The organism is Paraburkholderia lycopersici, assembly GCF_900096975.1.
GTDB classification, from domain to species: domain Bacteria; phylum Pseudomonadota; class Gammaproteobacteria; order Burkholderiales; family Burkholderiaceae; genus Paraburkholderia; species Paraburkholderia lycopersici.
In genome coordinates, this window is the sequence record NZ_FMYQ01000001.1 from 248,578 (window position 1) to 267,884 (window position 19,307).

General features: G+C 67.1%; 17 protein-coding genes. 3 read left to right on the top strand and 14 right to left on the bottom strand.

Going from position 1 to position 19,307, the window contains the following annotated elements:
• The first annotated feature begins 185 nt into the window (after positions 1–185).
• Positions 186–1,043: a MurR/RpiR family transcriptional regulator gene (locus BLU17_RS01010; RefSeq protein WP_091993234.1), complete on the top strand. Its 858-nt coding sequence runs from the start codon at positions 186–188 to the stop codon at positions 1,041–1,043.
• A 165-nt stretch (positions 1,044–1,208) separates the two neighbouring features.
• Here the strand turns inward: BLU17_RS01010 and BLU17_RS01015 are convergent, their stop codons facing one another.
• The 9 genes from BLU17_RS01015 to BLU17_RS01055 form a co-directional block, all read right to left on the bottom strand.
• Complete coding sequence (locus BLU17_RS01015) at positions 1,209–1,631, bottom strand: CopD family protein (protein WP_091993236.1); 423 nt, start codon at positions 1,629–1,631, stop codon at positions 1,209–1,211.
• Between the two features lie 75 nt (positions 1,632–1,706).
• Positions 1,707–2,978: a glutamate-5-semialdehyde dehydrogenase gene (locus BLU17_RS01020; RefSeq protein ID WP_091993238.1), complete on the bottom strand. Its 1,272-nt coding sequence runs from the start codon at positions 2,976–2,978 to the stop codon at positions 1,707–1,709.
• Between the two features lie 231 nt (positions 2,979–3,209).
• Positions 3,210–4,400: a DNA polymerase III subunit delta gene (gene holA / locus BLU17_RS01025; RefSeq protein WP_091993241.1), complete on the bottom strand. Its 1,191-nt coding sequence runs from the start codon at positions 4,398–4,400 to the stop codon at positions 3,210–3,212.
• A gap of 43 nt (positions 4,401–4,443) precedes the next feature.
• Positions 4,444–5,007 carry an LPS-assembly lipoprotein LptE gene (locus BLU17_RS01030; protein ID WP_091993244.1) on the bottom strand — a complete coding sequence of 188 codons (564 nt, stop codon included), beginning with the start codon at positions 5,005–5,007 and terminating at the stop codon, positions 4,444–4,446.
• A gap of 97 nt (positions 5,008–5,104) precedes the next feature.
• The gene (gene leuS, locus BLU17_RS01035; RefSeq protein WP_091993246.1) at positions 5,105–7,699 is read right to left on the bottom strand and encodes a leucine--tRNA ligase; all 2,595 of its coding nucleotides are present in this window, start codon (positions 7,697–7,699) and stop codon (positions 5,105–5,107) included.
• Positions 7,700–7,841: 142 nt separating this feature from the next.
• Positions 7,842–8,273 (bottom strand): ExbD/TolR family protein, encoded by a 432-nt coding sequence (locus tag BLU17_RS01040; protein WP_091993248.1) that lies wholly within the window; start codon positions 8,271–8,273, stop codon positions 7,842–7,844.
• A gap of 12 nt (positions 8,274–8,285) precedes the next feature.
• Positions 8,286–9,026, bottom strand: a complete 741-nt coding sequence (locus tag BLU17_RS01045; RefSeq protein WP_091993250.1) for a MotA/TolQ/ExbB proton channel family protein — start codon at positions 9,024–9,026, stop codon at positions 8,286–8,288.
• A 70-nt stretch (positions 9,027–9,096) separates the two neighbouring features.
• Positions 9,097–9,894 (bottom strand): 4-hydroxy-tetrahydrodipicolinate reductase, encoded by a 798-nt coding sequence (dapB, locus tag BLU17_RS01050; RefSeq protein WP_091993252.1) that lies wholly within the window; start codon positions 9,892–9,894, stop codon positions 9,097–9,099.
• A gap of 237 nt (positions 9,895–10,131) precedes the next feature.
• Entirely contained in the window at positions 10,132–11,019 is an 888-nt protein-coding gene (locus tag BLU17_RS01055) for an outer membrane protein assembly factor BamE (RefSeq protein ID WP_245746679.1), read from the bottom strand.
• Positions 11,020–11,189: 170 nt separating this feature from the next.
• On the opposite strand from BLU17_RS01055, the gene fur reads away from it, so the two are divergent.
• Positions 11,190–11,618 carry a ferric iron uptake transcriptional regulator gene (gene fur, locus BLU17_RS01060; RefSeq protein ID WP_091993256.1) on the top strand — a complete coding sequence of 143 codons (429 nt, stop codon included), beginning with the start codon at positions 11,190–11,192 and terminating at the stop codon, positions 11,616–11,618.
• Between the two features lie 107 nt (positions 11,619–11,725).
• Here the strand turns inward: fur and BLU17_RS01065 are convergent, their stop codons facing one another.
• From BLU17_RS01065 to BLU17_RS01075, 3 genes are all read right to left on the bottom strand, one after another.
• On the bottom strand, positions 11,726–12,241 hold the full coding sequence (locus BLU17_RS01065) for an ureidoglycolate lyase (protein ID WP_091993259.1): 516 nt from the start codon (positions 12,239–12,241) through the stop codon (positions 11,726–11,728).
• Positions 12,242–12,254: 13 nt separating this feature from the next.
• The gene (gene alc / locus BLU17_RS01070; RefSeq protein ID WP_091993261.1) at positions 12,255–13,274 is read right to left on the bottom strand and encodes an allantoicase; all 1,020 of its coding nucleotides are present in this window, start codon (positions 13,272–13,274) and stop codon (positions 12,255–12,257) included.
• Positions 13,275–13,353: 79 nt separating this feature from the next.
• Positions 13,354–14,697, bottom strand: a complete 1,344-nt coding sequence (locus tag BLU17_RS01075) for a C4-dicarboxylate transporter DctA (RefSeq protein WP_091993264.1) — start codon at positions 14,695–14,697, stop codon at positions 13,354–13,356.
• A gap of 316 nt (positions 14,698–15,013) precedes the next feature.
• Between BLU17_RS01075 and BLU17_RS01080 the strand changes: the two genes are divergently transcribed.
• Positions 15,014–15,739 carry a FadR/GntR family transcriptional regulator gene (locus BLU17_RS01080; RefSeq protein WP_091993267.1) on the top strand — a complete coding sequence of 242 codons (726 nt, stop codon included), beginning with the start codon at positions 15,014–15,016 and terminating at the stop codon, positions 15,737–15,739.
• A 55-nt stretch (positions 15,740–15,794) separates the two neighbouring features.
• Here the strand turns inward: BLU17_RS01080 and gap are convergent, their stop codons facing one another.
• Positions 15,795–16,805: a type I glyceraldehyde-3-phosphate dehydrogenase gene (gap, locus tag BLU17_RS01085; RefSeq protein ID WP_091993270.1), complete on the bottom strand. Its 1,011-nt coding sequence runs from the start codon at positions 16,803–16,805 to the stop codon at positions 15,795–15,797.
• A gap of 134 nt (positions 16,806–16,939) precedes the next feature.
• Positions 16,940–18,982 carry a transketolase gene (gene tkt / locus BLU17_RS01090; protein ID WP_091993272.1) on the bottom strand — a complete coding sequence of 681 codons (2,043 nt, stop codon included), beginning with the start codon at positions 18,980–18,982 and terminating at the stop codon, positions 16,940–16,942.
• Positions 18,983–19,307: the final 325 nt, after the last annotated feature.

Here is a 19,307-nt window from a genome sequence, read left to right on the forward strand (position 1 = left end):
TACCGACAATCCCGGCAAGACCCCTGGGAGCGCCGCATTAAACGAACGCACGGTCTTATTATTCATGGGCTCCCGAGAAATCATGCGCCTAGACGGGGTAGTAGCAGCCGCGGTCCTGTAGTTTTTGTACATTATGCCGGATCAGCTATAGTCCACGGATCTTTCAGCATAGTGCGAGTTTCCTGATGCTGCTGTCCCAGATGAAAGCCATGCGCGAGCAATTGCGCCCTTCGGAGCGCAAGCTCGCCGATTACGTGATCGAGGCGCCCCGCGAGGTGCTCGATCTTTCGATGACCGAGGTCGCCGAACGCGCGGGCGTGAGCCAGCCGACGATCGCGCGCTTCTGCCACGCGCTGGGCTTCTCGGGATTCAGGGAGTTCAAGATTCGTCTCGCGCAGGCCGTCGCCGCCGATTTGCCCACCGAGCATCCGGCCGTCTACCGCGACGTGAGCCCCGACGAGCCGGTGTCCGGCGTCGCCGCCAAGGTGCTCGAGCGCACCATCGGCGCACTCGTGCAGGTGCGCAACAACCTCTCGACCGACGCGCTCGCGGCCGCGATCACGCTGCTCGCGCGCGCCGCGCGCATCGAGTTCTATGGCGCGGGCGGGTCGGGCATCGCCGCTCAGGACATGCAGCACAAGTTCTTCCGGCTCGGCATGCCGAGCGTCGCGTATTCCGATCCGCACACGTTCCTCATGTCGGCGGCGCTGCTCGGGCCCGGCGACGTGGTCGTGGCCATCTCGAATACGGGGCGAACGCGCGACATCGTGGATGCGGCGCAAACGGCGCTCGACCGGGGCGCAAAGGTCATTGCGATTACGCACGGCACCTCGCCGCTCGCGCGCCTGGCGAGCGTGGGTCTGCATGCGAACGTCGACGAAGACACCGACGTTTTCTCGCCGATGACGTCGCGAACCTCGCATCTCGCCATTGGCGACATCCTCGCCGTGGGCGTGGCGCTGCAACGCGGCCCCGCCCTGGCGGAAAAGCTCGCCGACGCAAAGGACATCATCGCGCGGCGCAGGCTCGACGCCAACGGCTGAACCGCCTGGCGCCGCGCTGCGTGCAGCACATTCAAAAAAAGCGGACGCCCGAAGGCGTCCGCTTTGCATTTCGGCCGCTACGTCGCGGCCCGGCAAGCACCATGACCCGCGCGCAACGGAAGAACCGCACGCTGCCGGGCGGCGGCAGGACTTGCGCGCGCAGCGTCAGAACGGCTTGATGACCACGAGCGCGACCGCCGCGAGCATGCCCAGCACCGGCAGTTCGTTGAACATGCGATACCACTTGTCCGAGCGGCGGTTCTCGCCGCGCTCGAAGGTTTTGAGCAAACGCCCGCAATACGCGTGATAGACGATGAGCAGCACGACCACGCCCACCTTCGCGTGGATCCATCCCTGGCCGCGCCCGATGCCCACCACGAGCCACAGCCACAGCCCGCACAGCAGCGCGGGCACGGCGATCATCGTCATGAAGCGGTAGAGCTTGCGCGCCATGATGAGCAGGCGCTTGACGGCGGCGGGCTCGGTTTCCATCGCGAGATTCACGAAAATGCGCGGCAGGTAGAACAGGCCCGCGAACCACGAGGCGATCAGTACGATGTGAAACGTCTTGACCCAGAGCATCGACATCCTTTTTTCTTGTTCGTGAGCGATTGAGCGGCGAGGCGGCGCACCGCAGCGCGCGCCGTCACCGCCGACGCGCGATCATTGACGGCCTTCGCCGTGGCCGAGCACCACGTACTTCAGCGAGGTCAGGCCTTCCAGCCCGACCGGGCCGCGCGCATGCAGCTTGTCGTTCGAAATGCCGATCTCCGCGCCGAGGCCGAATTCGAAGCCGTCCGCGAACCGCGTCGAGGCGTTCACCATCACGCTCGCCGAATCCACTTCGCGCAAAAAGCGCATGGCGCGGTCGTAGTCTTCGGTGACGATCGCGTCGGTATGGTGCGAGCCGTAGTGGTTGATATGGTCGATCGCATCGTCGAGCGTATCGACCACCTTCACCGCCAGCACGGGGGCGAGGTACTCGGTACGCCAGTCTTCCCCGGTGGCGTCCACGAGCGGGCCGACGCCTGCGTCCGCGAGGATCGTGCGCGCCGCGCCGTCCACGCGCAGCTCCACGTTCTTCTCGCGATAGAGACGGCCAAGCGGCGGCAGCACGTCCTGCGCGATGCCGCGCGCGACGAGCAGCGTCTCCATCGTGTTGCAGGTGCCGTAGCGATGCGTCTTGGCGTTGTCGCACACCGTGAGCGCCTTCGCGAGGTCGGCGCGGTCGTCCACGTACACGTGGCAGATGCCGTCCAGGTGCTTGATCATCGGCACGCGCGCTTCGGCCATCAGACGCTCGATCAGACTCTTGCCGCCGCGCGGCACGATCACGTCCACGTGCTCCGTCATCGTGACGAGCTTGCCCACCGCCGCGCGGTCCGCGGTTTCGACCACCTGCACCGCGTCCCGCGGCAAGCCCGCCTGCGCGAGCCCCTCGCCGATCAGCCTGGCGAGCGCGGTGTTGCATTCGAGCGCTTCGGAGCCGCCGCGCAGAATCGTGGCGTTGCCCGACTTCAGGCACAGCGCCGCCGCGTCGATCGTCACGTTCGGCCGCGACTCGTAGATGATGCCGATCACGCCGAGCGGCACGCGCATCTGCCCCACCTGGATGCCGGTCGGGCGGAACTTGAGGTTGCTGATCTCGCCGATCGGGTCCGGCAGCGCCGCGACCTGGCGCAGGCCCTCGACCATCGTCCCGAGCGCCTTGTCCGAAAGCGTGAGGCGGTCGATGAAGGCCGCGTCGTAGCCCTTGTCCTTTGCGCGCGCGAGGTCGTGTGCGTTCGCCTCCTTGAGCTGCTGCGCGTCGCGCTCGATGGCTTTCGCCACCGCATCGAGCGCCGCGTTCTTCGCGGCGGTCGAAGCCCGTGCCATCGCGCGCGAAGCCTTGCGGGCGCGCCGGCCGAGGTCGGTCATGTACTGGTCGATATCCATGGTGTTAGTCGTGATGCGGCGCGCAAGCCACGGTCGGTGCAAGACACCGGACGCAAGCGCGCGGTTCGATTCAAGGCGGCTCAGGCCGATTTTAAGGCCTGCGGCCCGGGTTTGCCGGTCGCGCGAATGCGGCTGCGCGATCCCGGAAAAAACGCGTATGGGCGCAACAGGTGACGCGCCAACGTGCTGGAAGCAGGTGCCGACAGCCGGTTCGGGCGAACGAGGAACGCTTCAGCCCGGCCGGCGCGACGGCCCTGCGGTGCGCGGTCGGCCTGCTGCAGTGGCCGCCGCCGCCGCGGCTGGGCCGCGCCCGCCCGCCGGCAACGCAGCGCCGCGCGCACCGGCGACGCGCGCTGGCGTTCCGCCATCGCGGGGCGCGGCAACCGTCATCGCCAGTTCGAACAGGCCGTCCCAGGCATCGGGCGGCAGCGCGTTGCGCCAGTCGGCGCGCGATTGTCCGGAAAGCCCCTTCACCTGCCGGTCGAGCCGCGCCGCGAGCGCGAGGCCGCGCTCGAGCGTCGCTTCGCTCAAGCGCGAAAGCGCTGGGCCCACAAGCCGCTCGCGCGGCCCCCACACGCGGTTCTCGCGCAACAGCATGGCGAGCGGCTTGCCGGCCGCCGTGCCGCGCTTGATGCGCAACAACGTGCGAATTTCCTCGACGACGGCCCACAGCACGAGCACCGAAGCCTCGCCCTCGCCGCGCAACCCGTCGAGCATGCGCGCGAGACGGCCGACGTCGCCCGTCAGCATCGCTTCGTTGAGCTTGAAAACGTCGTAGCGCGCGACGTTGAGCACGGCGTCGTGAATCTGCTCGAAGCTCAGCACGCCTTGCGGATACAGCAGCCCAAGCTTCTGGATTTCCTGATGCGCCGCGAGCAGGTTGCCTTCCACGCGCTCCGCGACGAATTGCAGCGCCCGCCGGCCGTCCTCGCCGGGCGCGACGCGCTGGCCTTGCAGCGCGAGACGCTGGCCGATCCAGTTCGGCAGCGCCGCGCGCTCGACGGGATCGACCTTCAGCGCAACGCCGCCTTCGGCCAACGCCGTGAACCAGGCCGACTTCTGCGTGGCCGCGTCGAGCCGCGGCAGCGTGACGAGCATGAGCACATCGGGATTCGCCGATGCGGCCAGCGTCTTGAGCGCGTCCGCGCCCTCCTTGCCGGGCTTGCCCGAAGGAATGCGCAACTCCACCAGCTGGCGATCGCCGAAGAGCGACATCGACTGGCTCGCGCCGAGCAGCGAACTCCAGTCGAAGCCGCGCTCGACCGTGAACACCGAACGGTCGGTGAAGCCCGCCGCGCGCGCGGCCGCGCGAATGCGGTCGCACGCCTCCTGGGCCAGCAGGTGCTCGTCGCCGTAGACGACGTACAGGCCGGCCAGCCCTTTCGCGAGGTGCGGTTCGAGTGCGTCGGGTCGCAGTTGCATGGCGCTCGGTCGAAGGTCGCTCAGTAGGGAAAAGCCGCGCGCATCACAGCGGCGGCGGCGGCAGCGGCGCGCGCGGCGCCACGCCCGGCACGACCTGGTCGGGCGTCGGATGCAGCGTTCGCAACACCGCGAGGCGCCGCATGAGCTGGTCGACGGCGTCGTTTTGCATGTCGGTGAACAGCAGCTCGGCTTCCTGCGTCTTGGCGGTCGAGAACTGGTCGCTGTAAGTCATCGCGCGGTTCAGCGAGATCGCGCTCGGCTGGATCAGCACGGTGCCGTCCGCGCTCACCAACGTGTAGTTGAGCGAATAGTTGACCTGATATTCCTCGACCGAGCCGAACGAGTTCAGCGTGAGCGTGCTGAAGCCGCGCGATTCGGAAACGTGCAGCACGGCGTCGGCATTGGCCACCGAATCGACCACCACCGAATCGCTGCCGCCTTCCACCATGCGCGTGAGGCGACCGGTGAACGGCGGCGGCGCGCCGACGACGGCGAGACGCTTGAACGCGAAGTCCTGCTGGCCGCGCAGCTGGAAGCCGCACGCCGAGAGGACCAGCGCGCTGCCGGCCAGCGGCAGGAACAACTTGAGGAACGATCTGCGAATCACATGGACTCCCTGGGTTCGCGACAGAGTCGCCAGTGTCGGCTTGGGCGGCGCAGCGTTACGCGGCCGCCCGGCATGGCCTTTGTTTGCCCCGGTTGCCTCAGACGACGACGTTCACGAGACGGCCCGGCACGACGACGATCTTCTTCGGCGCGCGGCCCTCGGCGAACTTCACGAACATTTCGTGGGCGAGCGCCGCGGCTTCGATGGCGTCCTTCGGTGCATCCTTCGCGACCGTCACCGCGCCGCGCACCTTGCCGTTCACCTGCAGCACGAGTTCGATCTCGGCCTGCTCCAGCGCCTTTTCGTCGACCTTCGGCCAAGGCGCGTCGAGCAGCGTGCCGTATTCGTCGGCGTAGCCGAGTTCCTGCCAGAGGCGGAACGTGAGGTGCGGCACGACCGGATACAGCACGCGCAGCAGCACGCCGAAGGTTTCGCGCTGCACGCCGGCGCCGGCGCCCTTCGCACCTTCGATGGCGTTGAGCATCTTCATCGCCGCCGACACGACGGTGTTGTACTGCAGGCGCTGGTAGTCGAAGTCGGCCTGCTTCAGCACGCCGTACACGTCGCGGCGCAGCGTCTTTTCGACGTCCGCGAGCGTCGCCGCGTCGAACGGCGCGCGCGACCGGATCGCTCCGGCGTTCGCGTAGCCGAACGACCATACGCGGCGCAGGAAGCGGCTCGCGCCTTCCACGCCCGCGCCCGACCATTCGAGCTGCTGCTCGGGCGGCGCCGCGAACATCGTGAAGAGACGCGCCGTATCGGCGCCGTACTGGTCGATCAGCACCTGCGGATCGACGCCGTTGTTCTTCGACTTCGACATCTTCTCGACGCCGCCCAGCACCACAGCCTGGCCATCCGTGTTCAGCGTCGCGCCGGTCGGGCGGCCCTTGTCGTCGTGTACGACGGTCACGTCGGCCGGGTTGTACCAGGTCTTCTTGCCCGTCGCGTCCTCGCGATAGAACGTCTCGTTGAGCACCATGCCCTGCGTGAGCAGGTTCTTCGCGGGCTCGCCGAACTTCACGAGGCCGAGGTCGCGCGAGACCTTCGCCCAGAAGCGCGAATACAACAGGTGAAGAATGGCGTGCTCGATGCCGCCGATGTACTGGTCCATCGGCATCCAGTAGTCGGTGCGCTCGTCGACCATGTGCTTGGCGTCGGGCGCGGCGTAGCGGTAGAAGTACCACGACGAGTCGACGAAGGTGTCCATCGTGTCGGTTTCGCGCTTCGCGTCGGCGCCGCACTTCGGGCACTTGCAGTTCAGGAACGCCTCGGACTTCGCGAGCGGGTTGCCCGTGCCGTCCGGCACGAGGTCTTCCGGCAGCACGACGGGCAGGTCCGCCTCGGGCACCGGCACGTCGCCGCAGCTCGGGCAGTGGATGATCGGGATCGGCGTGCCCCAGTAGCGCTGGCGCGAGATGCCCCAGTCGCGCAGACGCCACGTGACCCGCTTGTCGCCGAGGTCGAGCGCCTTGAGGTCGGCCGCCACGGCGTCCACGGCCGCCGCGTACGCGAGGCCGTCGTACTTGCCGCTGTTCACGCAGACGGCGCGTTCCTTGTCGCCGTACCACTCCTGCCAGCCGTCGAGCGAGTACGTTTCGCCTTCCACCGCGATCACCTGTCTGATCGGCAGATCGTACTTCTGCGCGAACGCGAAATCGCGCTCGTCGTGGCCCGGCACGCCCATCACGGCGCCTTCGCCATAGCTCATCAGCACGTAGTTGCCGATCCACACCGGCACTTCCTCGTGCGTGAGCGGGTGCGTGACGGTGAAGCCCGTGGCGACGCCCTTCTTTTCCATGGTCGCGACGTCGGCCTCGGCCACGCCGCCGCGCTTGCATTCGTCGATGAACGCCTGCAGTTCCGGCTTGCCCTGCGCGAGACGCGTGGCGAGCGGATGCTCGGCCGCGATCGCCGCAAAGGTCACGCCCATGATCGTGTCGGCGCGCGTGGTGAACACGCGCAGGAGCTTCTTCTCGCCGTCGAGTTCGTACGGGAAGCCGAAGTTCACGCCGAAGCTCTTGCCGATCCAGTTCTGCTGCATGATCTTCACGCGCTCGGGCCAGCCGAGGCCGTCGAGGTCGTTCAGCAGTTCGTCGGCGTACTGCGTGATGCGCAGGTAGTACATCGGGATTTCGCGCTTTTCGACGAGCGCGCCCGAGCGCCAGCCGCGCCCGTCGATCACCTGTTCGTTGGCGAGCACGGTCTGGTCGACCGGGTCCCAGTTCACCGTGCCGGTCTTCTTGTAGGCGATGCCCTTCTCGAGCATCTTCAGGAAGAACCACTGGTTCCACTTGTAGTAGTCGGGCTTGCAGGTGGCGATTTCGCGCGACCAGTCGATCGCGAGGCCCATCGACTGCATCTGGCCCTTCATGTACGCGATGTTGTCGTAGGTCCACTTCGCGGGCGGCACGCCGTTGGCCATCGCGGCGTTTTCGGCGGGCATACCGAACGCGTCCCAGCCCATCGGCATCAGCGTGTTGTAGCCGTTCATGCGCAGATAGCGGTACATCACGTCGTTGATCGTATAGTTCCGCACGTGGCCCATGTGCAGCTTGCCCGACGGATACGGCAGCATCGAAACGCAGTAGAACTTGGGCTTGCCGGTCTTCTCGGCCGTCCGGTAGGCGTCGCTGGCGCGCCAATCGCCTTGCGCGGCGGATTCGACGTCGGAGGGAACGTATTTTTCGAGCATGGTGTGGATGGTGAACGCTGGAAACGGGCGGATTGGGTGCCGGATGCACCGGGCCGGCCGTTCGCGATACCGGCAGGTTGCGGCGGTTTCGCTGGGCCCGTCTTAAAGGGAAACGTTGATTATACCGTTGACTGGCGCGTGCTCAGCGAGCGCCGGCGGGCGGGTCCGTCACGAAGCCGAGGCGCGAGAGCCCGGCCTGCTGCGCGGCGCCCATGACCTGAGCGATCACGTCGTAGCGCGTTTCGCGCGCGGCGCGCAGCTGCAGTTCGGGCTGCTGCGCTTCGGGCTCTTTGCCAGCCGCCGCGAAACGCGCGCGCAGCTCGTCGAGCGTGACGGGCTCGGCATTCCAGTAGAGCTTGCCGGCGGCGTCGATGGAGAGCGTGACGGTCTGCGCCGTCTGCCGCGCGGGTTCGGCGGCGACCTTCGGCAAATCGAGCCGGATCGCATGCGTGAAGAGCGGCGCGGTGATGATGAAGATGACGAGCAGCACGAGCATGACGTCGATGAGCGGCGTCATGTTGATGTCCGACATCGGCGCCGCATCGCGTTTCTTTTCGAGTCCGCCGAAAGCCATTTGCGTTGCCTCCTACGACGCCGCGCGCGCGCCCGCGGGTTCGCGCAGCGCACCCGCGCCCTGCGCGCCTTCGCGGCGCGGCGGCGCGCCTTCGGGCGCGCAGGCATACGCATGCAGATCGTGTGCGAAGCCGTCGAGATCGTCGCAAAGCTGGCGCACGAGGCGGCCGAGCACGTTATAGGCGAGCACCGCCGGAATCGCGACGACAAGGCCGAAAGCCGTCATGATAAGCGCCTCGCCCACCGGGCCGGCCACGTTTTCGATCATCGCCTGGCCGCTCGCGGCGATGCTGCCGAGCGCATGATAGATGCCCCAGACGGTGCCGAGCAGCCCCACGAACGGCGCCGTGCTGCCCACCGACGCGAGCAGCACCTGACCGAACTCGAGCCGCCGCTGCGACGCCTGCAGCGCGCCGCGCAGCGCCCGCAGCACGCGCTCGCCCCGGTCCACGCGCGCGAGCATCATGCCGGGCGCGTCGGCTTCCTCGGCGGCGAGCGCGGCCTGCGCGAGCGGCAGGAACACGCGCTCGCGATCGACGCCGCGCATGGCGGCCACGCCGTCCGCGAGGCCGCGCGCCTGCCAGAAGCGCGCGATGGCGCGCGGCCCCTGGCGCTTCGCGCGCAGGAGCACCCAGCTCTTCACGATGAGAAAGCACCAGCTCGCGACCGACATGGCGAGCAGCACCCACGCCACCGCGTGGGTCACCGCGTCGCCGGTCTGCAGATAGTGAATGACTCCGGAACTCGCCGCCATCGGACCTCGCTCACTGTCTGTCCGGCGGCGCGTGAGCTGGGCCGGACGGTGGAAAAACAGAAACAGCGGCTCAGCGCAGACCGAGCACGTCCTGCATATCGTACAGGCCGTTGGCCTTGTCCTGCAGAAAGCGCGCGGCGCGCACGCTGCCCTGCGCATACGAGAGGCGGCTCGAGGATTTGTGCGTGATCTCGATGCGCTCGCCGATACCCGCGAACAGCACCGTATGATCGCCGACGATGTCGCCGCCGCGAATCGCCGAAAACCCGATCGTCGACGGATCGCGCTCGCCCGTCACGCCTTCGCGGCCGTACACGGCGCATTCGTCGAGATTGCGGCCGAGCACGCGCGCCACCGCCTCGCCCATCGCAAGCGCGGTGCCCGAGGGCGCGTCGACCTTGTGGCGATGATGCGCCTCGATGATCTCGATGTCGTAGCCGGTTTCGAAAAAGCGCGCCGCGTATTCGAGCAGCTTGAGCGTGACGTTCACGCCCACGCTCATGTTCGCCGCAAATACGATGCCGACGTTTTGCGCGGCCGCGCCGAGCTGCGCCTTTTGCCGCGCGTCGAAGCCGGTCGTGCCGATCACCATCTTCACGCCGTGGCGCTGCGCCGCCTCGAGGTGCGCGAGCGTGCCTTCGGGGCGCGTGAAGTCGATCAGGCAGTCGCTTTGCGCGAAGACCTGCTCGATGTCGTCGGTGATGCGCACGCCGGTTTCCTTGCCGAGGAACGCGCCGGCGTCCTGACCAATGGCGGCCGAGCCTTTGCGCGCGAGCGCGCCCGAGAGCGTGACCTCGGGCGAATTCAGGACGGTTTCGATGAGCATGCGGCCCATGCGGCCCGATGCACCGGCGATTGCGATTTTCATGAGTCTTCCTGCCTATGTGTCGCTGGCGGGGCGCGAGGCGTCACTGCCCGCGGCCACCAAAAAAACGCGGCGGCCCGAAGCCGCCGGCTCGACGCGTGGCGCGCCCTGCGCGCCACGCCCTGGTTGTACAGCGGCGGCGGTGCGCCCGATCCGTCGGTCGCCGGTTTATCGTCGGCTTGCCGCTTGTTTGCCGCTTGTTTGCCGCTTGTTTTCCGCCTGTTGCCGCCGATTTGCCGCTCAGTTGCTCGGGGTCGAGGCACCCGAAGCCGGCACCGCGGGCGGCGCCGTGAGCGACGAATCGCGTGCGGGCGGCGGGGGCGGCGTATTCGTGTCGCCGGTGCCTTGCGCGCCCGCGGTCGGGCCGACCGGATTGCTCGGCGGCACGCCCTGGATTTGCGGCGGCGGCTGACGATGCAGTTGGACCTGCGACGGCATCGTGCCGACGTTCTGCGGCAGCGCCGACGACTGCGGGTTGCCCGCGCGCACCGAAGGCGTGAGACCCGACGGCGTTTGCACGGCTTCCGTGGCGCGGTTCGCGGCGGCGGCGGCCTGTGCGTTGGCGTCCTGCGGCAACGCATTGGTGGCCGCGCCGAGTTCCGACGACGGCGTGCGCACCGTGTCGCCGACGGTCGGGCCCGTCGCGCTCGAAGCCTGCGTAGCCGCGGCCGCCGAAGCGCCCGAAGCCGGCGCGGCAGCAACGGCCTTCGCCTTCTTGCCCGATTTGTCGCCGTCGATTTCGGCGAGCAGTTCGAGGTTCGAGGGCAGGTCTTCGCCGCCCGACCAGCTCGCGACGCGATCGCCTTCGAAATTCACGATGAAGTCACGCTGCTGGACCACGGCGGTCGAGCCGCGCTTGAAGTAGAAGATGTAGTCCCACCGGTTCACATGGAACATGTCGGTGAGAAGCGGCGTGCCGAGCAGCTGCTTGACCTCGGCGCGCGACATGCCGACCCGCATTTGCGCGGCGGCTTCCGCCGAGACAAAGTTGCCCTGCACGATGGTAATGCGGTAAGGCGTGATGCTCTGGGCGACGCGCTGTGTCAGGCTGTCGTAAGTGGAACAACCGGCGAGCGCCGCGAACGCGGCCGCAGCCAGCAGGGTGCACGCCAGGCGGCCGCCGTTCATGCGTCGGCCGATCGTTGTGAATTCTGGAATCATTTCCCTCACCGTGCGGGCTTTTTCGCGAAGCCGCGCGTGTTCTGTAGAAGTTCGTTCGAAGTTCTGCCGAAAATGCCCGGGACGGCAAAAACGCATTAACATAAGAACCTAGCATTGTACTCCAGGGACTTATCGTCATGACCAATCCAACCGATCTCAAGAACATCGGCCTCAAGGCGACACTGCCTCGCCTCAAGATCCTGGAGATTTTTCAGCACAGCCCGGTGCGTCACCTTACCGCCGAAGACGTCTATCGCAACCTGCTGAACGAGGAGCTCGACATCGGCCTCGCCACGGTTTACCGGGTCCTCACGCAATTCGAGCAGGCGGGGCTGCTCACGCGCAGCAACTTCGAATCGGGCAAGGCCGTGTTCGAGCTCAACGAAGGTAGCCACCATGACCATCTCGTGTGCCTCGACTGCGGCATCGTCGAAGAATTCTTCGACCCCGAGATCGAAAAACGCCAGCAGATGATCGCCACCGAACGCGGCTTCAAGCTTCAGGAGCACGCGCTCGCGCTGTACGGCGTCTGCACGAAGGACAACTGTCCGCACCGCAAGCACTGAGCGGCCGGACAGCGCGGAGCGGGTCGCGCATCAAAAACGCCACGGCAGCGCTGCCGTGGCGTTTTTGTTTGCCGGGCCGATTCGCGAAGAACCGGCACGAACGGCATTCAGGCGAGCGCGGCCGGCGCGTCGGCCGCGTGCGCGAGCCGCCAGGGCACATCGAGCACCATCTCGTCGCAGTTCGGCTGCCCACCGCCGCGGTCGATCACCACGAAGTCGCTCACGCGCTCGAAGACGAGCAGCGGATGATGCCAGACGCCTTTGGCGTAGTTGACGCCCTGCCCTCGCCCGGCCCGGAACGCCCGCATCCGCGTCGGGTCGAATTCGCCCGTGGGCGCCACGACCACCGCGTACCACGCATCGCCGAGCGGCACGAACGCCTGGCTGCCGAGCGGGTGCCGCTCCATCATCGCGATCTCGAACGGCCACGCGCGCGGCTGCGCGCGAAACACGCTGACGATCGGCCGGCCGCCCGCCTCGTTCACGTCGATTCCGGCGAGGTCGTGAAAACGCTCAGTCGTGCCGCCGTTGATCGGAAAGTGGCGCGCGCCTTCGATTTCGATGACGTCGCCGAACGGCGCGAACGCCTCGCGCGTCAAGGGTTCCATGCGCAGGATCTGCATTGCGGCTCCTCGTTCAGGCAGGCTCGCCCCACAGGCGCAGACGCGACACGCCGCCGTCGGGAAAGATATTGAAGCGCACGTGCGTGACGAGGCCTGGTGCGGCCAGGCCTTGCTCGAACATGTGCTGCCGGTCCATTTCGAGCTTCCGCTCGCCGAGCAGCTCCGGCCAGAACATCGCCTGCGTGACGAGCGAGTCGTCGGTGCCGCCCGCCACGCTGGCCGCCTGAAGCGAGCAGCGGTCCGGATAGTTGCCCTTGAAGTGCGCCGTATCGACTTCGATCTTCCTGATGATGCCGGGCCGCGCGAGCGCCACGATCGCCCAGTCGTTGCCGGGCTCGCGGCGGCGGCGCGTTTCCCAGCCGTCGCCCATGTTCACGCCGCGTCCCGGCATGAGCAGCGTCGAGGCGAGCCCGAAGTGCTGGTTGTTGGCCGCGACGAGCCAGGCGCCGTTCTCGATCGCCGCGAGGTCGACGAGACTGCCGCGCTCGAGCGTGCTCCAGTCGCGCCGCGGCTGGCCATACACGCGCAGGCGCGCGAGGCCGCCGTCGGGATAGAGGTTCACGCGCAAATGCGTGAACGCGCGCGCGTCGCCCACTTCGACGTAGTGGTGCTGGTTGCCCTGCAGCGTCGTCGCGGGGACGATGGTTTGCCAGTCCGCGTCGTCTCCCGGGGCTTCGTCGTCGCCGGTCTGCACGTGACACGCCTCGATCGACGCCGCCGGCGGAAAGTTGCCCGTGAAATGGCTCGTGTCGAGATCCACGCCGTGGATCACACCCGGGCGCGCGAGGCGCACCACGCAGAAGTCGTGGCCCGTCGTGCGCTTGCGGCGCGTTTCCCAGCCGTCCATCCATTTGCCGTGGTCGTCGTATTTGCCGGGGATGAAGACCGCCGGCTGCGGTTCGAGCATGCGCTCCTTCGGCGCGAAGAACTCGTCGCTCGCATGGAGCGCGCGAGCGCCGAGGCGCGGATCGGCGAGGTTCATGTAGCGGCGCGTGAAGGCGGGCGCGTTCGGGTCGAGAGTCGGAATGGCCATGGTGATGTCGTTCGCTGGAGTGGGTCGGTTGATCGAAAGAAAGCAGCGCGCAGCGAGGCGGCGCGGGAAGCGCCCCGGTTCAGGCGTGCGCGGGCTTGCCGCCGAGCGCGTCGTCTTCGCCGGGCGCGCGGTCTGCGTCGTCCGCGCCGGCGGGCACGTAGAGAAAGCCTTCGTCGAGATTGAGCACGCGCCTCGCGCGCGCCTTGTCGATGTCGCGCTCCCACACTGCGACCACCACCGTCGCCACGCAGTTGCCGATCAGGTTCGTGAGCGCGCGGGCGATGCCGACGAACCAGTCCACCGGCAGGATCAGCACGAGGCCGAGCACGGGAATCGCGGGAATGGCGGAAAGCGTCGCGGCGAGAATCACGATCGCCGAACCGGGAATGCCGTGCGCGCCCTTCGAGGTGACGAGCGACACCAGCACGACCACGATCAGATCGTGCATCGAGAGCGGCGTGTTGGTGGCCTGGGCGATGAAGATCACGGCAAGCGTGAGGTAGATCGAGAAGCCGTCGAGGTTGAACGAGTAGCCGGTCGGGATCACGAGGCCGACGGTGGAATCCTTCACGCCCATCCATTCGAGCTTGCGCATGATTTGCGGCAGCACGGCGTCCGACGACGCGGTGCCGAGCACGATCGAAAGCTCTTCGCGCAGATAGCGGATCAGCTTGAACACGCTGAAGCCCGCGAGCCGCATCACGACGCCGAGCACGACGGCCACGAACACGATGCAGCTCGCGTAGAACACGATCACGAGCAGGCCGAGCTGCTTGAGCGAAGCGACGCCGTAGGTGCCGGTCGTGAACGCGATCGCGCCGAGCACGCCGAGCGGCGCGAGCTTGATGATGAAGCCCATCACGCGGAAGAACACCTGCGCGAGCTCGTCGATGAGGCTGTTCACGCGCTGCGCCTTCGGGCCGAGCAGCGAGAGCGCGCTGCCGAACAGCACCGAGAACACGAGGATCTGCAGGATGTCACCCTTCGCGAACGCGTCGAAGGCGGTGTCGGGAATGATCTTGAGCAGGAAGGCGGCGGTGTCCTTCAGGCTCCTGGCGTGCTCGGTGTAAGTCGCGAGCGAGGCGGCGTCGAGCGAATGCAGATCGACGTTCATGCCCGCGCCGGGACGCGTGACATACGCGAGCACCGCGCCGATCACTAGCGCGACGGTCGTCATCGCCTCGAAGTAGATCACCGATTTCAGACCGACGCGGCCCACCTTCTTCAGATCGCCCGCGTGCGCCATGCCGCTCACGACCACGCAGAAGACGATCGGCCCGATCACCATCTTGATGAGCTTGAGAAATCCGTCGCCGAGGGGCCGCAGCGACTGCGCGAAATGCGGAAATACCGCGCCCACGACAATGCCCGCCACGAGGGCAATCACGACGCGGCCAAACAGCGAATTGAAGAACTTCGTCACGACTTTCTCCTTTGTCGGCCAGAGCGGGCGCTTTGGCGCCTTGCTCCGGCCCCGTCCGGGTTGATTCGATAAGCAGGGGCGCTGATAACTGTTCTGACTGGTCTGACCAGACTTGTTATGGCGGATAGTAGAAAGCCGATATACCGGAGTCAAGGTCGGCAAACGGGGTGTTTACCCTTGTGCGGTCTGACCAGTTTGCGGGCCGGAACGGCAGGCCGGATGGCACGGTGCTTCAGGCATTGCCGCGGCGCACCATGCGAGTGCGCGCAGCGGGACTACAATACCGGTCAGACCTCGCGAACCGCCCGCGCCCGCCATGAAGAACGTTCCGCACACCGTCACCGACGCCGCCATCGCCACGATTCGCGAACGGATCGAGGGTGGCCTGTATCCGGTCGGCAGCCTGCTGCCTGCGCAGCGGCAGCTCTCCGAGGAGCTGGCGATCAGCCGCGCGTCGCTGCGAGAGGCGCTTTCGACGCTCGAAGCGCTCGGCATGCTGTCGATCCGCGCGGGCAAGGGCGTCTACGTGACGAGCGCCGAGGCCGCGAGCGCGCATCCGTGGCGCTTCGCCGATCAGTCGTCGCTGCCCGACACCTACCAGATGCGCTACGCGCTCGAAGGCTTCGCCGCGCGCATGGCGGCGCTCGCGATCGGCGACGCCGACGTCGCGTGGCTCGAAGCGAACACCGAGGCGCTGCACGGCGCTCTCGCCTGCGACGAGCTCGACGAAGCCGCACAGCTCGACTTCGACTTCCACATGCGCATCGTGAATCTCGCGGGCAATGCGGCGATCGAGTCGATTCTGCGCAGCAGCGCCGACATCATGAAAGAGAGCCAGCGCATGCCGTTCTATCGCCGCGAACGCGTACTTTCTACGCATCGCGAGCACGGCCTGATCGTGGCGGCGCTCAAGGCGCGCGACCCGGCGGCGGCCGGCGAGGCGATCGAGCAGCACATCGCCAATGCCGCGCAGCGCGCCGGCGTGTATTTCCCGACGCCGCCGGCGTTCGCCGCCACGCCCCGGAGCGCGATCGAAAAGTGAGGACGAAAAAAAACCGCCCCGAAGGGCGGTTTTTCATGCGGCGAGGCGCGCGTGCTTACTTCGCGTTCGCGAACGCCACAGCCGTGTCCAGCATGCGGTTCGAGAAGCCCCACTCGTTGTCGTACCAGCTCGACACCTTCACGAGACGGCCCGAGACCTTCGTGAGCGTGGCGTCGAACGTCGACGAAGCCGGGTTGTGGTTGAAGTCGACCGACACCAGCGGCGCCTCGTTGTAGCCGAGGATGCCCTTGAGCGCGCCTTCCGACGCTTCCTTCATGATCGCATTGACTTCTTCGACCGTCGTGTCGCGCTTGGCGATGAACGACAGGTCGACGATCGACACGTTGATGGTCGGCACGCGAATGGCGTAGCCGTCGAGCTTGCCGTTCAGTTCCGGCAGCACGAGGCCGACGGCCGAGGCGGCGCCCGTCTTCGTCGGGATCTGGCTGTGCGTGGCCGAACGCGCGCGGCGCAGGTCTTCGTGGTAAACGTCGGTCAGGACCTGGTCGTTCGTATACGCGTGGATCGTGGTCATCAGGCCGGTTTCGAGGCCGATCTTGTCGTTCAGCGGCTTGACGAGCGGCGCGAGGCAGTTGGTCGTGCACGAGGCGTTCGAGATGACCGTGTGCTCGGCCTTCAGCACGTTGTGGTTCACGCCGTAGACGACGGTCGCGTCGACGTCCTTGCCGCCCGGCGCCGAGATGATGACCTTCTTCGCGCCGCCCTTCAGGTGGGCGCTCGCCTTTTCCTTGGTCGTGAAGAAGCCCGTGCACTCCATCACGACGTCGACGCCGAGCTCGCCCCACGGCAGTTCGGCCGGGTTGCGGTTGGCCAGCACGCGGATCTTGTCGCCGTTCACGACGAGGTAGTCGCCGTCCACCGAGACTTCGCCCGGGAACTTGCCGTGCGCCGTGTCGTATTGCGTCAGATGCGCGTTGGTCTTCGCGTCACCGAGGTCGTTGATCGCAACGATCTGGATGTCGTGCTTCTTGCCGTTCTCGTAGAACGCGCGGAGCGTGTTACGGCCGATGCGGCCATAGCCGTTGATAGCGACGCGGATGGTCATGGTTTATCTCCTGATGGCTGAAAAATTCCGAAACCCGTGCTGCGCTGGCGTCTTGCCGGCTGGGGCGGCGCGGCGGCACGCTCAGGCAGCGGGCCCGCCAGATCTTGCCGGCCGGGCGGGCCCGTAACGCATGCTTAGTTGTCGAGCGCGGCCCTGGCCGTCGCGACGACGTTTTCGACCGTGAAGCCGAAGTGCTTGAACAGCACGCCAGCCGGAGCCGATTCGCCGAACGTGTCGATGCCGACCACGCCGCCTTCGAGGCCCACGTACTTGCGCCAGAAGTCGGTCACACCGGCTTCGATCGCGACGCGGCGCACGCCCTTGGGCAGCACGCGCTCCTTGTATTCGGCGTCCTGCTGGTCGAACACGTTGGTCGCGGGCATGGACACCACGCGGGCGCCGATGCCTTGGCGCTGCAGCGCTTCGACGGCCTTCACCGCCAGTTCGACTTCCGAGCCCGTGGCGATCAGGATGATCTTGCGGCTCGGGATGTCGTCGTTCCAGTCCTTGAGCACGTAACCGCCCTTGGCGATGTTCGCGATCTGCGCGTCGGTGCGGTCGTTGAACGCCAGGTTCTGGCGGCTGAACACGAGACACGAGGGACCGTGATGCTCGACGGCGTGGGTCCACGCCACCGCGGTTTCCACGGTGTCGGCGGGACGCCAGAGCGTCATGTTCGGGATCAGGCGCAGGCTCGCGACCTGCTCGATCGACTGGTGCGTCGGGCCGTCTTCGCCAAGGCCGATCGAGTCGTGCGTGAACACGAAAATCGACGGACACTTCATCAGCGCGGCCACGCGCAGCGCGTTGCGGCTGTAGTCCGAGAATGTGAGGAACGTGCCGCCGAACGCCTTGTAGCCGCCGTGCAGCGTGATGCCGTTGAGCGCCGCGCTCATGCCGAATTCGCGCACGCCGTAGTTGACGTGATTGCCCCAGTGGATGCCGCTCTCGCCTTCGCCAGCGGCGCGCACGGGCTTCGAAGCCTTCCAGTTGGTGAGGTTCGAGCCGGTCAGGTCGGCCGAGCCGCCGAGCAGCTCGGGCAGCGCCGCGGCGAGGCCTTCGATGGCCTGCTGCGAAGCCTTGCGCGTCGCAACCGTTTCCTTGCGCGAATCGGCGCCCGCGACGATCGCCGCAGCCTTCTGCGCCCAGTCGGCGGGCAGCTTGCCGGCCATGCGGCGCTCGAATTCCGCGGCTTCGGCCGGGTACTTCGACCGGTAGGCCGCGAACTGCTCGTTCCAGGCGGCTTCGAACTTCGCGCCCGCTTCCTTCGCGTCCCAGTCCGCGTAGACTTCCTGCGGCAGCACGAACGGCTCCCACTTCCAGCCCACCGCGTCGCGCCACTTCGCGATTTCCTCGGCGCCGAGCGGCGCGCCGTGCACGTCGTGGCCGCCAGCCTTGGTCGGCGCGCCGTGGCCGATCTGCGTCTTGCAGCAGATGAGCGTGGGCTTGTTCGACGCCTTGGCCTGCTTGATGGCGGCGTCGACGGCGTCGACGTCGTGGCCGTTCACGTGCGGGATCACGTTCCAGCCGTACGCTTCGAAGCGCTTGGGCGTGTCGTCGTGGAACCAGTTGACCACGTCGCCGTCGATCGAGATGCCGTTGTCGTCGTAGAGCGCGATCAGCTTGTTCAGCTTGAGCGTGCCGGCGAGCGAGCAGGCTTCGTGCGAAATGCCTTCCATCAGGCAGCCGTCGCCGAGGAACACGTACGTGTGGTGATCGACGATCTTCGCGTCGGCCTTGTTGAACTCGGCCGCGAGCAGCGCCTCGGCCAGCGCCATGCCGACCGCGTTCGCGAGACCCTGGCCGAGCGGGCCCGTGGTCGTCTCGACGCCCGGCGTGATGCCGTATTCGGGGTGGCCCGGCGTCTTCGAGTGCAGTTGACGGAAGTTCTTGAGCTCCGCGAGCGGCAGGTCGTAGCCGGTCAGATGCAGCAGCGAATACAGCAGCATCGAGCCGTGGCCGTTCGACAGCACGAAGCGGTCGCGGTCGCTCCAGTGCGGGTTCGTCGGGTTATGGCGCAGATGGCGCGACCACAGCGCGACGGCGATCTCGGCCATGCCCATGGGCATGCCGGGGTGACCGGAATTCGCCTGCTGAACGGCGTCCATGGCGAGCGCACGAATGGCGTTGGCCATCAGCTGGGTGGTAGCGGGGGAGGCGGAGGACGAGGTCGTCATGTCGAGTCCGGAAGTGTGCAAAAAGCGGCGTGGGCGGCCGGGGTAAACGGCGGGCGCACACAGCAGCGCGGAGGTCCGGAAGCTCGGCAAATCGCCCGCTCAGGCGCACATGCGGCGCCAGGAGACGCGAAACGGCCAGAGCATACGGAAAGGGCTGCAAAGCGCAATATTCTAGCAGATCGCCGGACGTATCCCGGGCTCCGGGGCGCGGGGAATGCGGCGTGCGCCGCGTCCGGCCTGCTGCGGCCGCTGCGGTCCCTCGGCCCCCTATAATGCCGCCGTTGCCCCCCTTTTTAATGCGCTTTCGTGCGCCCAGGCGCGCGGG

Bases quoted from the DNA above. Each gene is read 5' to 3' on its own strand.
- BLU17_RS01010 (WP_091993234.1), top strand. From the start codon at position 186: ATGCTGCTGTCCCAGATGAAAGCCATGCGCGAGCAATTGCGCCCTTCG.
- BLU17_RS01015 (WP_091993236.1), bottom strand. From the start codon at position 1,631: ATGTCGATGCTCTGGGTCAAGACGTTTCACATCGTACTGATCGCCTCG.
- BLU17_RS01020 (WP_091993238.1), bottom strand. From the start codon at position 2,978: ATGGATATCGACCAGTACATGACCGACCTCGGCCGGCGCGCCCGCAAG.
- holA (WP_091993241.1), bottom strand. From the start codon at position 4,400: ATGCAACTGCGACCCGACGCACTCGAACCGCACCTCGCGAAAGGGCTG.
- leuS (WP_091993246.1), bottom strand. From the start codon at position 7,699: ATGCTCGAAAAATACGTTCCCTCCGACGTCGAATCCGCCGCGCAAGGC.
- BLU17_RS01040 (WP_091993248.1), bottom strand. From the start codon at position 8,273: ATGGCTTTCGGCGGACTCGAAAAGAAACGCGATGCGGCGCCGATGTCG.
- BLU17_RS01045 (WP_091993250.1), bottom strand. From the start codon at position 9,026: ATGGCGGCGAGTTCCGGAGTCATTCACTATCTGCAGACCGGCGACGCG.
- dapB (WP_091993252.1), bottom strand. From the start codon at position 9,894: ATGAAAATCGCAATCGCCGGTGCATCGGGCCGCATGGGCCGCATGCTC.
- BLU17_RS01055 (WP_245746679.1), bottom strand. From the start codon at position 11,019: ATGAACGGCGGCCGCCTGGCGTGCACCCTGCTGGCTGCGGCCGCGTTC.
- fur (WP_091993256.1), top strand. From the start codon at position 11,190: ATGACCAATCCAACCGATCTCAAGAACATCGGCCTCAAGGCGACACTG.
- BLU17_RS01065 (WP_091993259.1), bottom strand. From the start codon at position 12,241: ATGCAGATCCTGCGCATGGAACCCTTGACGCGCGAGGCGTTCGCGCCG.
- alc (WP_091993261.1), bottom strand. From the start codon at position 13,274: ATGGCCATTCCGACTCTCGACCCGAACGCGCCCGCCTTCACGCGCCGC.
- BLU17_RS01080 (WP_091993267.1), top strand. From the start codon at position 15,014: ATGAAGAACGTTCCGCACACCGTCACCGACGCCGCCATCGCCACGATT.
- gap (WP_091993270.1), bottom strand. From the start codon at position 16,805: ATGACCATCCGCGTCGCTATCAACGGCTATGGCCGCATCGGCCGTAAC.
- tkt (WP_091993272.1), bottom strand. From the start codon at position 18,982: ATGACGACCTCGTCCTCCGCCTCCCCCGCTACCACCCAGCTGATGGCC.